The following is a 13,486-nucleotide window of genomic DNA, read 5'->3' on the forward strand; positions in this document are numbered from 1 at the left end:
TCCTTAAGTTTAGTTGCGTACGCTTATTTCAAAGTCAGTTAGGACCATGTGAGAAAGGTGTATGCAACAACAACCTATTAAAACAAAGCAGTCTGCTCAGTGGTTATGGTCACTGGACAACGATCACCCATTACGTGATGCTACAGAACAGTTCATCCGCAATGGATATCGGCATCACTTTCAAGCTACAGAAATTTCCTTTTTACCTACTTTAACCAGCTTATGGGTTGATGGGCAAATAAAGGCCGCAGCGGGTTATTGCTCTGCTGCAAATCATACTCTTTTTTTAGAACATTACTTAAATAAGCCTATTGAATCGTTACTGGGGTTACGCTGGCAACGCTCAGTTCAACGTCATGACATCTTAGAAATTGGCAATTTGTTTGCCACCTTCCCAGGGGGACTACGTGCGATCATCATTTTCTTTTTGCAATTATGTCAATCGCAACAATTACCCTATGTTGTTTTTACAGCGACCAAACAGCTTGCTCACTCTTTCCAACGCCTGGGAATACCACTGTATATAATCGGTAATGCCTCAGGTTCTGCTTTAGCGACAAACCAACAGGGCTGGGGGAGCTACTATGAACACCAACCACAAGTTTCAGCATTGCTAGTAACCGATGTTGCGGCTGTGCTTCCTCGCCTACAGCAAGGTTTACAGATAATCACAAACTTGGAGATAGGCTAATGCGACGGCATTTTTGGCAACGTCTTCATCACTGGCAGTCCCAATACCCAAGTACATCAGCACTGCAAGACGATGTAACAAATATCACTTGGCAGCAGCTGCCTGAAATAATTACAGCCATGTCTGAAGCCTTATACCTACCGTCAAAGCAACCTGTTGGACTGATATTAGATAATGGATGCCCATGGGTTATTACAGATTTAGCCTTATTATTTAATGGTAATGCCACAATCCCTCTACCTGAGTTTTTTAGTCAACAACAAATATGGCATGTAATCCAAGATGCAGGGTTGCAATGGTTTGTTATTGATCGGCTACCAACATGGATGAAACAGGAGCAAATCCTACAACAGCAGCCTTTGCCAATGGGATTGTCGCTGGTTCAGTTAGCAACCACAGCCCCTTCTAAGTTGTTACCCAGAGGTGTTGCTAAGATAACCTATACCTCTGGCACCACAGGTACCCCCAAAGGCGTGATGTTAAGTGCCACCCATCAATTACGCGTAGCACACGCCTTATCTGAACGGCTTGCTCCATTAGGTTTAAAACGTCATGGCTGTAGCTTGCCATTGGCTGTTCTACTGGAAAACGTCGCAGGTGTTTATTGTAGTTTATGGCAAGGAGCAACCGTTCTTTTACCATCTTTAGCTAACCAAGGTTGGCAACAAAGTCGTTTAATGGACTGGCCTCGCTATTTGCAAACCTGGGAACAGTTACAACCACACTCATTAATCTGGTTACCTGAAATACTCAGACAAGTCATCCAACAACAAACGTTAGCACCGTTAAGAAAAAAGCTTGCTGAACAGGTTCGTTTTATTGCAGTAGGTGGTGGGAAAGTGCCTATATCACTGTTACAACAGGCTCAGCAACAAGGACTACCTGTATACGAAGGCTATGGCTTGTCTGAATGTGCATCTGTAGTAGCAGTAAATACACCATTTGATAATGTGGCAGGTAGCGTTGGGCGAATCCTCCCCCACTTGCAAGCCCACTGCAATAAACAAGGTGAGCTGGAGTTACGAGGAAATACCTTTTTAGGCTATTTAGGGCAGCACGCACAGCCAACTCGTAAAGTGAAAACTGGTGATTTGGCTAAGCTAGCCTCTGATGGCCTACTCACTATTTCCGGTCGCCGCAAGCAAGTGATAATAAACAGCTATGGGCGAAATATTAATCCGGAATGGATTGAGTCTGAAGCTTCTTCCTTTGCTGCTCTACAGCAGTTAGTACTGCTGGGTGATGAGCAAATGGTGAATACTGCTCTAGTATTTTCTTCTGCATCATTCAATGCCATCGAACAGTCACTACAACAACTTAATCAATCGTTACCAGATTATGCTCAAGTCCAACGCTGGTATCAGTTGAATGAACCGTTATCAGTTATTAATGGCATGTTGACGGCCAATGGACGCTTACGCCGCCAGTCAATTCAAAACTATTTCTACCCTCTGCTCCAAGCAGAACCGTCAAACCTCCACAGCGTACCTTTTGACACTCTTTTAAAAAAGAAGGAAGTACAAGCTGTGGGCCAATAACCATCATTAATTGAGGATTTTAACTATGGGGTTTTATGCACAACTACAAGATGCAACTGAAGCTGCTCGTCAACATATGCTGTCTGCACCTGTTTTTAGCGCAGCGCCTTCAGGTAACGTCTTACTAGAAACTTATACCTATTTTTTATCACAAGCCTATCATCATGTTAAACACACAGTACCGTTACTGATGGCATGTGGTGCGAAGCTTGGCCCTCGTTACCCTGAACTACAACAGGCTATTGCTGAATATATTGAGGAAGAAATTGGCCATCAGGAATGGATCCTTTCTGATATAGCTGCGTGTGGAAAACCAACAGAATTTATTCGCAACGGTGAGCCTGACGCACCTATAGAACTAATGGTTGCATTTTTATACGACGCAATACAACGAGGTAATCCACATAGCCTATTTGGAATGGTCCAGGTATTGGAAGGCACTAGTATTAATAAAGCCAATGATATGGCAGATGCATTTCAAACTGCTCTGGGACTACCAGATCAAGCATTCAGTTATCTTCGATCTCACGGTAAGCTGGATGAAGATCACTGGAAGTTTTTTACTAGCCTAATGAATAAAATAACTGATCCAGTTGATCAGAAAGCTATTATGCATAGTGCTGTGCGAGTTTATCAACTATATGGACAAATGTTGTATTCATTACCTCTATCCTCAGTCAATACCACGTCAAACGAACCATTTGCACTGGTCAGCTAAGCGAGGAATTAGTAATGAAAGTAACTTATGAGGGTAAATATATTGTTTTATTAGGTGCAACAGGGGGAATTGGTCAAGCGTTAGCCCAGCAGTTGGCTGAGTCTGGCGCTAATCTATTATTAGTTGCTCGTAATGCTCAGCGTTTAGAGCAACTAATCAAACTGTTACCAGGAACAAAACATCAATATTGTGCTGCAAATCTTGCAAACGAAGAAGGTCGTAAACAAATAATTCAAATGGTTAATGCATGTTTAAACATCAATAGTATTATTTTTAGTACAGGAATTAATGATTTTCGTTGGTTAGAAGAACAGTCAAATACCAAAATCAGTGAATTAATCATGACAAACTTAACTGCTGTCATTTTATTAACCCATGCGCTTTTACCTTATGTGAAAACACATAAGGTACAACTAGCGTATATTGGTTCTACCTATGGCGTTATTGGTTATCCTGGTTTTGCAACTTATTGTGCCTCTAAGTTTGGTTTGCGTGGGTTTGCTCAAGCATTGGGGCGAGAACTCCGCAATGAAGGAGTCAAGGTTAAATACATTGCTCCTCGAGCTACTGATACATCATTAAATGACACAGCAATCCGGCAATTAATCAATACAACTAACAGCCAACTAGATACACCTGAGCAAGTTGCTCAACAAATTATCCAAGCGTTAAGTTCTAACAAAGCAGAATGGTTTATTGGCTGGCCAGAAAAACTATTTGTGAAAGTCAATCAGCTTTTTCCTGCTCTAGTAAGTCGAGTTATCCACAAACAATGGTCAATCATACGCCGTTGTGCCGAAAGACCAATAGGGTAATAACCACTTACAGCAAGCGACTAGAATATAGGTAAGGTATAAAGGAAAAATAATGCGGGTGTTACTGGTAGAAGATGATAGCATGTTAGCTGATGGTTTGTGTGATGCCCTACAATTATCGGGTTACACCATTGACTGGTTAGCCTTAGGGCAACCAGTCGTCAGCAGTTTACGTCATAATACATTTGCAGGAATTGTACTAGATCTCGGTTTACCCGATATCGATGGAATTCAAGTTATTCGTCAAATACGGCGAGAAAAATTTGATATACCAATCTTAATTCTTACTGCTCGGGATGATATTGATGACCGCGTTAAAGGTCTCGATGCAGGAGCTGATGATTATTTAGTAAAGCCATTTGAAGTTGAAGAGCTTAAAGCTCGTTTACGGGCATTACTACGCCGTTCTCAAGGTCGCTTAGACAACACTATCAATTATGAAAATATTCTCTTAAACCCTGAAACACACCAAGTAAATTATCAAAATCAAGAAGTAAAACTAAGTCGTCATGAATTTAAACTGTTGTCAATTTTGATAGCCCAACCTGGAAAAGTTTTCACTAAAGACATTCTTCAAGATTTAGTATATGGTTGGGATAACCCTCCAGAAAGCAATGCAATTGAAGTACATATTCATCATTTACGTAAAAAATTTTATTCTACATTAATTAAAACAATCCGCGGAGTCGGATATTGTGTTGAAAAAGTATCTTCCTGAGCCTTCAATACGCCTTTTTTTATTTTCTGGTGTCCTGGGATTAGTGCTATTTAGTACATTGATTAGCTTAGTTATATCTTATCGAAACTCCCATCATGAGATAGAAGAGTTATTTGATGCTCAATTAGCAGAACAAGCTAGAGTATTACTACCTATCGTCGAATATTATTATACGCAAAAAAATGCATTAACTGATACTGATGATATAAAATCAAATAAATCATATCCAACTAATGAAAACTTACCATTTAATGAGGAAACTGGCCATCGATACGAAAAAAAAATTGCATTTCAGTTTTTAAATCCAAGAGGTGATTTATTAGTTCATTCTGCTAGCGCTCCCTCAGAACCCCTATTTAAACTACAACAAGGATATGTCAATATACGCTATCAGCAGCATAATTGGCGGTGTTTTCTACTGCAAAATCCTAAAACCCAACGTTGGCTATTAGTCGCAGAACGAGATGATGTTCGCGGAGAGCTAATTGAGGAAATCGTAGAACAAGGTATCAAGCCAATGGTATTACTTATTCCACTATTATGCTTTTTACTATGGCAAGTTCTACATTATGGTTTGCATCCTTTACAGCAACTCGCCAAAGATATTGCCAGTCGAAATCCTAACAATCTTGAGCCAGTAACAAGTGCTCCATATAGACGAGAAATTCAGCCTATTATTACAGCACTAAATCAACTATTTAAACGACTGCAACAAACAATACTTAGGGAAAAGCAATTCACATCTGAGGCTGCACATGAGCTACGTACTCCTTTAGCTGTTCTGGGTTTGTATGCACAAAATGCACTGCAAGCAACGGAAACAAAATCTAGAAATAATGCATTGAATAAGCTTATATTAGGCATCGAACGTTGCAGCAGGTTAGTTAAACAGTTATTAACTCAAGCAAGGGTAGATAACGTTCAACAATTGGATTTCGAATCCATTTCTTTAAATGACCTTGTGCGGGAAACAATTGCAGAACGGATGCCACTAGCACTACACAAGCAACAGCAAGTAACATTTAATACAGATGAGAAAACTATTTTATTTAAAGGCCAACCCACTTGGTTAGAAATATTGACAAGCAATTTATTGGATAATGCAATTCATTATTCACCTGTTAAAGGAAAGATTAACATCAACCTAAAAAAACAAGAAAACCAAATTGAACTGCAAATACAAGATTCGGGACCAGGTGTACCCGATCAAGATATACCACGTTTAACAACACGATTTTATAGAGGAAATTCTTCTAGCTCATCCGGTGTTGGACTAGGATTGGCTATCGTCGAGAAAATAGTTGCATTACATCATGGGAATATACAGTTTACTAACAGAAGTGATGATCACTCAGGACTGATAGTGACTGTACAGTTACCCTTAGAACTAAGCGATTACCACCAGTAAAATAGTGACAACTATTTATAGTCACTTCAACTCAATTAAACTGTCCAACAATTGAACCCATCACCGTAACTAGCTTATCTGTATTTAATGGTGGTTTAATAAAGGCATGATAGTCTCCCTTTGGATTGATAACGATTAAATTACCACTATGGTCTACCAAATAGTTTTCATCTTTAGGATTAACAACAGGTGAAAAGGGAATATTTAGTTGATTTGCCAGATTATAGATAGATTTAATATCCCCTGTTACTCCAAGAAAGGTTTCATCAAAGTAAGGGACATAGCTTGCTAACTGATCAACTGAATCACGATTAGGATCAACACTCACAAATACATAGTTTATTTGTTCTGCAATATCTGCATACTTTTCAGTTAATTGTTGTTTGAGCTGCTTTAATTCTGTAAGGGTGGTCGGGCATATATCAGGACAAGATGTATAACCAAAAAACATAATTGTCCACTTATCTTTCAATTGTTCATTGGTAAATGGCTGCTTTTTATGGGAAGAGAGTTTAAAATCAGCCAGTGAACGCGGTGTTTTCAGTATATAAGCACCTTGAAGCTGCAGCTGTTCTGGTGATAACAATGGCATACTGGTTACTTTATTCACTAACAATACAACACATAAAACGATAAATATGATACAGCCCGCTACTGTAAATTTTATATTTTTACTCATTAACTTTTCCTTAGTCTTTTAATATGTAGCTAAGTTGATAGGTATATAATGATCCACAAGCAAGGCAACAAATAAGAGCATCAAGTAAGTAATTGAAAATTTAAATGTTTTAATTGCTACATGAGGAACAGCATCTTTATAAAGTAACACTGTCCAATAGAAAAACCGCAAACCAAGTAAAATTGCGCTTACTAAGTATAGTAAACTACTCATGCCAGTAAGGAATGGCAGTACACTAACCAATAATAAAATTATGGTATAAAGCAAAATATGCAGCTTTGTATAAGGCTCTCCATGAGTAACTGGTAACATAGGTATATCAACTGCCGCATATTCTTTCTTACGATGAATTGCCAAAGCCCAAAAATGAGGGGGGGTCCAGGCAAAAATAATTAATACCAGTAATAAGCTATTTGGCTCCAACTGATTAGTGACAGCAGTCCAGCCAAGTAACGGTGGCGCAGCACCGGCTAAACCGCCAATTACAATATTTTGTGGAGTAGCCCGCTTTAAAAACATTGTATAAATAACTGCATAACCAATCAATGAGGCTAAAGTTAACCAAGCTGTTAATGGATTAACCAGCCAAACCAAGATACAAATTCCAGATAAGCCCAGTAATGCTGCAAATATCATAGCCTGGTGGTTATCAATTTTACCTTGTGGGATTGGCCGCTTGTTTGTTCTAGCCATTACTTGATCAATGCGTTTATCAACTAAATGATTAATCACAGCGGCTGATGCTGCACAAGCAGCAATACCTAAGTTACCAAAAATTAAAGCATTGAGTGGAACCCAACCCGATGTAGCCAAGCACATACCAATAATGGCTGTTAACATTAATAGAGCAACCACTTTAGGTTTACATAACTCCAAATAGTCACGCCAATTTGCCTGGGTAGCTGTTAATATTTTATTCATATCATTATCCCTCCTACGCTACCAAATTATGCATTACTTATTTCCTGCCTATTAATTTTATATAGCTGATAATTCAATCCAACTAATGACACAAGCAATAATGCACCACATGCATTATGTGCTACAGCGACAAGCAATGGAATAAACCACATGATATTACTAACACCGAGCGAAAGCTGAGCAATAAGTATTATCAAAACACTAACAGTCCAATTATTAATAATTTTTTGACTAGTTTTATCAATATAATTGTGCTTATTACGAAACAAGCTAAAACACATATAACCAAGAAAAACAGTGGTTATCATTGCCCCAATACGATGTGTCATATGAATAGCTGTACGAGCATTACTATCCATTATTCCACCTAAATAATTAGGGCCTATTTGCTGGAAAATATTAAATCCTTGGCTAAAATCCATCTCTGGCCAAAAACTATTATGACAAGTTGGAAAATCTAAACAGGCAATAGCCGCATAGTTTGAACTAGTCCATCCACCTAACATAATTTGAAACACTACAATGATAAGTCCAGTACTCGCTAAAGCTCTATATTTTGATAAGTTATTTCCAACTGATACTCTTTTTTGTTGGGTACTTATACTTTTGACAGTTCGTAGTCTAAGCGTAAGTAAAAATAACAAGCTGAATGTTGTAAAACCACCAATTAAATGCGCAAGTACCACTTGAGGCCACAGTTTCAAAGTAACGGTCCACATGCCAAATGCCGCTTGAATAATCACCATAACAAGTAAAAATAGAGGTAATTTAATTGGGTAACACTTATCTTTCTTATGCTCCCGGTAGGCAACAATTGTTATCATTAGTATAAATAAACCTAAAGTACCAGCAAGATAACGATGGATCATTTCTGGCCAACCTTTAGCTATTTCAACCGGCATTTCAGGATAACGTAAATTGGCTTCTGCTATATCTGCACTAGTAGCTGGCACAGTTAAAAACCCATAACAACCCGGCCAATCAGGACAGCCAAGCCCAGCGTCAACTAGTCGGGTATAAGCACCTAAAATAACAACACAGGCAGCTAAAGTTGTGGTTAAGAGAGCTAACCAATAACCTGCTTTTACCTTCATCTATTACTCTCCACTACAATTAACCAACCCTTGATACTTTTAGTAGATGCTTAATATCTGTTAATATTTCTTTTCCAGAATGCTGCTGGGTGTAATACATCATAATATTACCTAGTGGATCTGCTAGTAATATTTTATTTTTCAGTTCAGGAACCTTATTTTTTAGTTGTTGCTCTATATTTTCTTTGTCAGTACTGGCAATATTGATCTTAGGGTGTAATTTCATAATTACATTTACTACTTTGTTAAACTCTGACTGCTGTTTATTATGAGTTAGTGGTGTGTTATTTAACGAAATAAAAATTCTTTCTAATCGATCAGCTTCTTTTCCAAGCGCAATATGTACTTGCCTGGTTAAATATAGTTGCTGCTGGCACTGCTTATCACAGCCATCATTTGCCAGGACTATCAATTTCCAAGTCTGATCATCAAAAGTCGTAGGCCGATCATTGGATGACAACGACTCTAGCTTTAATACTTGTAAGTCGACCGGCGGTAAAATTAGCTCACCATTGTTAGTTCGACCAATATTTTTAAAAATACCCGTATTATAGCTAAGGTAAGCTGCCACTATGCCCAGAATAGGCAAACCTAGTATGCTCGTTAATAGCAGCTTTGCTTTAGTTTGTTTACTCAACTGTATGACTCCTTCACTTCTATATTTATTTATTTTTATATATAAATCGCAAAAACAGTAATAAAATAATTACAGCCATTGCAAACCACTGCACTGCATACCCCCAATGTTTTTCTGGTGAAATATTTATCAACTTGTAATGGGGAGTAAAAGCCCCTTCTTGCGGCTTATCTAGTCTTATTAAATAAAAATTTGTTAAATTGAATATTTTTTTTAGTTGTTTAGTATCCAGCGCTTGTACTATTTTTGGCCAATCACTGGCTAATGCTTCTTTACTAAGTAGAAAGGGTTTAGACAGTTGATTGAATAATATTCCCACTAATTTTAGCTGCTCATTATATTCAGGCACTTCTGGCAATTGGTCCCTTCTTGTTATTGGCCCAATCCAACCTCTGTCCACTAGCACTAACCGCCCTTGCTCTGTTACAAAAGGTGAAATAACATTAAATCCTACTCTTCCATTAACTATCTGATTGTCAAGTAAAATATGTTGATTGCGAATAAAGCTTCCTTTACTTATCACATACCGGTAATTAATATCATCACGATTATTTTTATTTTCAGTACTACTCAGAAACTGATCAAGATCGACTGGCTCACCAGAGCTTTTTTGGATGAATTTTTCTTGTAAAGTTACCTTTTCATAGCCACGGGATATTTGCCAAATTCCCAATACAGTTGTAGTAGTAATTACTATTAATACTAGTATTGATAGTTGATAGTGCTTTACAATATTATTCAGTAATAACTTCATTAATCTAAATCATATTACCTTATTAACGATTTAAAGGCTCAATTGTTTAAATACATGTAGAACTTTCACTCAACTTATAAACAGCAGGTTGCTATTGTGTGGATTAAAATTACTATTCTTATTTTATTATTTGCTGTTGTTTCAAGCTTAGTAGCAGGCTTTTACTTTCTTATCCACGATGAAAGTAAAACTGGCCGCTTAGTTAAATCATTAACATTAAGAGTTTCTCTTACTGTGATGATTATTATTCTACTTATTTATGGTTACTATTCTGGTGAACTAGCTCCTAACACCCCATGGATACATACTTTTGAGTAAATTTCATGCTTTCTCCCCCATTTTTTAAAGGGGGAGGCAAGATTTACTATACTCCTACCGTAACACTTTCTCTGATAGAAAGGTATTTAAAACACATAAACAAAGATAAACAATCCTATCCATACTACATCGACAAAGTGCCAATACCAACTTGCTGCTTCAAAAGCAAAATGTTTTTCACCACTAAAGTGCCCTTTATATATCCGAATTAACATAATGGTGAGCATAATGGCACCGAGTGTTACATGAGCACCATGAAACCCCGTTAAGATAAAAAATGTTGAGCCATAAATACCAGCATTTAAAGTAAGACCTAACTCATTATAAGCATGGATATATTCTTCTGCTTGAAAGAATAAGAATGCATAACCAAGTATTAAAGTTGCAATTAACCACCCCTTGACTTTACCTCGATCATTTTCTCTTAACTTATGATGTGCAAAAGTTAATGTTACGCTAGAAGTCACCAAAAGTATGGTATTTAATAAAGGAATTTCCCAAGGCTCTATAATACCTTTAGCACCTGGAAATAGTTTATTATCTGGGTTACTCATCAATGGCCAAGCACTTTCAAACTCAGGCCAAAGCAATTTATGAGTCATATCCGCATGCCCCTCCCCTCCCAACCAAGGTACAGAAAGATTACGCACATAGAATAAAGTGCCAAAAAAAGCGGCAAAGAACATAACTTCAGAAAAAATAAACCAGCACATTCCCCAACGAAAGGTACGATCCATTTGTGGGCTATAAAGACCTGCCCGGCTTTCTCTAATAACATTACTAAACCAGCCAAACAGCATATAAGCCATAATTGCTGCACCAGTAAATAAAATCCAGTGAGCAGAAGAGTCTTTCACTCCTTGTGCACTGTCATTTAATAAACTGGCAGCGCCGTAAACAGTGGTGAAGAGCCCAACTGAAGCAATGATTGGCCACTTACTCTGGGCCGGTACATAATAGGAGCTTTCGGTTGTCATTTACACTAATCTCCATTGCATTTTATTTTTCTGTATTCTGCTTTTAGGCACTAACTATCCATATTGCCTGCAATTGTTTCCGTCACATCAAATAAGGTATATGACAGGGTTAACTTTGTTATATGTTTTGGTATTTCCTGATCAATAACAAACCGCATAGGCATTATAACTTCTTCACCTGCCTGTAATGTTTGCTGTTCAAAACAAAAGCATTCTGTTTTTTGTAAAAATGTGGTCCCTTCTGTTGGACTTATACTGGGTACCGCTTGACTACTTCGAGTAATATTTGTTGGATTTTTAGCAAAAAACTCAACGCTATTTAACTGACCAGGATAAACTTTAACTTGTGACACAATAGGTCTAAATTCCCACCTAGCACCTTCGCCCAGGTTAGTAATAAATTGCACCGTGATTTGTCGTGATTTATCTATTGCAGCTGGCGTACTTTTATATTGGTAAGCTTGACTATTAGTTTTACCATTCAGCCCAGTTACCTCACAAAACACATCATATAAAGGAACTAAAGCAAAACCAAAGCCAAACATACCTATTACCACTAGGCTAAGTTTGATAACAGTCTTTCTGATTGCCTGTTGCGCCACATTCATCACGAACTTACTTGACATCAGGTGGCGTAGAAAATGTGTGGTAAGGCGCTGGTGATGGTAAAGTCCATTCAAGGCCTTCTGCATCTTCCCACACTTGAGCAGGTGCTTTTTTACCACCCACAATTGTCTTAATAACAATAAAAAGAAATAAGAGTTGGGTTGCACCAAACAAGAAGGCTCCCACACTGGACATCATATTAAAGTTGGCAAATTGTAAGGAATAATCAGGAATCCTTCTTGGCATACCAGCCAAACCAACAAAATGCATTGGGAAAAAGGCCATATTCATCCCAATGAAAGACAACCAAAAGTGGGTTTTGCCCAGCAGCTCATCGTACATATGACCGGTCCATTTTGGCAGCCAGTAATAAACGCCTGCATAAATACCAAAAATTGCACCTGGTACTAACACATAATGAAAGTGTGCAACTACAAAATAAGTGTCGTGGTACTGAAAATCCGAAGGTGCAATAGCCAACATCAATCCTGAAAATCCACCTATGGTGAATAAGATAACAAAGGCGACTGCAAACAGCATAGGGGTTTCAAAAGTTAGTGATCCCCGATACATAGTAGTTACCCAGTTAAATACTTTTACCCCTGTTGGCACAGCAATTAACATGGTGGCATACATGAAGAATAATTCACCAGTCAATGGTATACCCACAGTAAACATGTGATGAGCCCATACAATAAACGACAGAAAAGCTATCGATGCTGTTGCATAAACCATGGAGGTGTAACCGAATAAGGGCTTTCTAGAAAATGTTGGTATGATTGCTGACACAGCCCCAAAGGCAGGCAGAATCATAATATATACTTCAGGATGACCAAAAAACCAAAAAACATGCTGGAACAATAAAGGATCACCACCACCACCAGCATTAAAAAAGCTGGTGCCAAAGTGAATATCCATCAACATCATGGTCACTACACCGGCCAATACAGGCATAACCGCAATTAACAAAAATGCCGTGATTAACCAAGTCCAGACAAATAACGGCATCTTCATCATCGTCATACCAGGAGCACGTAAATTAAGGATGGTTGCAATAATATTAATCGCTCCCATAATGGAAGACATCCCCATCATGTGCACAGACAAAATAAAGAAAGTAACCGAAGGTGGTGCATAAGTTGTTGAAAGTGGCGCGTAGAAAGTCCAACCAAAATTTGGTGCACCACCTTCCATAAACAATGAGCTGATTAAAATAAAGAAGGCAAAAGGTAAAATCCAAAAGCTCCAGTTATTCATCCTTGGCATAGCCATATCAGGTGCACCAATCATCATTGGCACCATCCAGTTGGCTAAACCCACAAAAGCGGGCATAACTGCACCAAATACCATAATTAAGCCATGCAAGGTGGTCATTTGGTTGAAAAACTCAGGCTCAACAATTTGTAAGCCTGGTTGAAATAACTCCGAGCGAATAACCATTGCCATGATTCCACCCGTAAGAAACATGGCAAAACTAAACCATAAATACATTGTTCCAATGTCTTTGTGGTTAGTGGTTAATACCCAGCGCATAAACCCTTTAGCAGGACCATGATGATGGTCATCAGCTGTGTGGGTATGATCATCAATAACAGCACTCATTAGCTGACTC

Annotated in this window: 15 protein-coding genes; 7 read left to right on the forward strand and 8 right to left on the reverse strand. The window is 38.2% G+C overall.

All coding sequences use genetic code 11. From position 1 onward, the window contains the following. The first annotated feature begins 61 nt into the window (after positions 1–61). The 6 genes from G4Y78_RS27740 to G4Y78_RS27765 are packed head-to-tail and all read left to right on the forward strand — an operon-like array spanning position 62 to position 5,888. Positions 62–691, forward strand: coding sequence for a thermostable hemolysin (locus tag G4Y78_RS27740; RefSeq protein ID WP_163836180.1), 630 nt, complete (start codon positions 62–64; stop codon positions 689–691). Continuing rightward, positions 691–2,229 carry an AMP-binding protein gene (locus tag G4Y78_RS27745; RefSeq protein ID WP_163836181.1) on the forward strand — a complete coding sequence of 513 codons (1,539 nt, stop codon included), beginning with the start codon at positions 691–693 and terminating at the stop codon, positions 2,227–2,229. The genes G4Y78_RS27740 and G4Y78_RS27745 overlap by 1 nt, the downstream gene beginning before the upstream one ends. Positions 2,230–2,254: 25 nt before the next feature. After that, positions 2,255–2,947 (forward strand): TenA family transcriptional regulator, encoded by a 693-nt coding sequence (locus G4Y78_RS27750; protein WP_163836182.1) that lies wholly within the window; start codon positions 2,255–2,257, stop codon positions 2,945–2,947. 14 nt (positions 2,948–2,961) lie between these two features. Continuing rightward, positions 2,962–3,762 carry an SDR family oxidoreductase gene (locus G4Y78_RS27755; RefSeq protein WP_163836183.1) on the forward strand — a complete coding sequence of 267 codons (801 nt, stop codon included), beginning with the start codon at positions 2,962–2,964 and terminating at the stop codon, positions 3,760–3,762. Between the two features lie 52 nt (positions 3,763–3,814). Further along, positions 3,815–4,480 carry a response regulator gene (locus tag G4Y78_RS27760; protein ID WP_163836184.1) on the forward strand — a complete coding sequence of 222 codons (666 nt, stop codon included), beginning with the start codon at positions 3,815–3,817 and terminating at the stop codon, positions 4,478–4,480. A gap of 43 nt (positions 4,481–4,523) precedes the next feature. Further along, entirely contained in the window at positions 4,524–5,888 is a 1,365-nt protein-coding gene (locus G4Y78_RS27765; RefSeq protein WP_222937600.1) for an ATP-binding protein, read from the forward strand. Between the two features lie 31 nt (positions 5,889–5,919). Here G4Y78_RS27765 and G4Y78_RS27770 read toward each other — a convergent pair whose 3' ends face one another. From G4Y78_RS27770 to G4Y78_RS27790, 5 genes are read right to left on the reverse strand one after another with little or no spacing between them, the layout of a single operon-like run. After that, positions 5,920–6,567, reverse strand: a complete 648-nt coding sequence (locus G4Y78_RS27770) for an SCO family protein (RefSeq protein WP_163836186.1) — start codon at positions 6,565–6,567, stop codon at positions 5,920–5,922. A gap of 18 nt (positions 6,568–6,585) precedes the next feature. Then, positions 6,586–7,488 carry a heme o synthase gene (gene cyoE / locus G4Y78_RS27775; RefSeq protein WP_163836187.1) on the reverse strand — a complete coding sequence of 301 codons (903 nt, stop codon included), beginning with the start codon at positions 7,486–7,488 and terminating at the stop codon, positions 6,586–6,588. Between the two features lie 26 nt (positions 7,489–7,514). Then, positions 7,515–8,582 (reverse strand): COX15/CtaA family protein, encoded by a 1,068-nt coding sequence (locus G4Y78_RS27780; RefSeq protein WP_163836188.1) that lies wholly within the window; start codon positions 8,580–8,582, stop codon positions 7,515–7,517. 19 nt (positions 8,583–8,601) lie between these two features. Continuing rightward, entirely contained in the window at positions 8,602–9,219 is a 618-nt protein-coding gene (locus tag G4Y78_RS27785) for a hypothetical protein (RefSeq protein WP_163836189.1), read from the reverse strand. A gap of 25 nt (positions 9,220–9,244) precedes the next feature. After that, positions 9,245–9,973 (reverse strand): SURF1 family protein, encoded by a 729-nt coding sequence (locus G4Y78_RS27790; protein ID WP_163836190.1) that lies wholly within the window; start codon positions 9,971–9,973, stop codon positions 9,245–9,247. Positions 9,974–10,069: 96 nt separating this feature from the next. Between G4Y78_RS27790 and G4Y78_RS31820 the strand changes: the two genes are divergently transcribed. Beyond that, complete coding sequence (locus G4Y78_RS31820) at positions 10,070–10,291, forward strand: twin transmembrane helix small protein (RefSeq protein WP_163836191.1); 222 nt, start codon at positions 10,070–10,072, stop codon at positions 10,289–10,291. Between the two features lie 86 nt (positions 10,292–10,377). On the opposite strand, the gene G4Y78_RS27800 is transcribed toward G4Y78_RS31820, so the two are convergent. From G4Y78_RS27800 to ctaD, 3 genes are read right to left on the reverse strand one after another with little or no spacing between them, the layout of a single operon-like run. Continuing rightward, positions 10,378–11,268, reverse strand: coding sequence for a cytochrome c oxidase subunit 3 (locus G4Y78_RS27800; RefSeq protein WP_163836192.1), 891 nt, complete (start codon positions 11,266–11,268; stop codon positions 10,378–10,380). Positions 11,269–11,318: 50 nt separating this feature from the next. After that, positions 11,319–11,876, reverse strand: a complete 558-nt coding sequence (locus G4Y78_RS27805) for a cytochrome c oxidase assembly protein (RefSeq protein WP_163836193.1) — start codon at positions 11,874–11,876, stop codon at positions 11,319–11,321. Positions 11,877–11,883: 7 nt separating this feature from the next. Beyond that, positions 11,884–13,476 (reverse strand): cytochrome c oxidase subunit I, encoded by a 1,593-nt coding sequence (gene ctaD / locus G4Y78_RS27810; RefSeq protein WP_163836194.1) that lies wholly within the window; start codon positions 13,474–13,476, stop codon positions 11,884–11,886. Between the last annotated feature and the right edge of the window lie 10 nt (positions 13,477–13,486).

It is taken from the genome of Spartinivicinus ruber, assembly GCF_011009015.1.
Lineage (GTDB): Bacteria > Pseudomonadota > Gammaproteobacteria > Pseudomonadales > Zooshikellaceae > Spartinivicinus > Spartinivicinus ruber.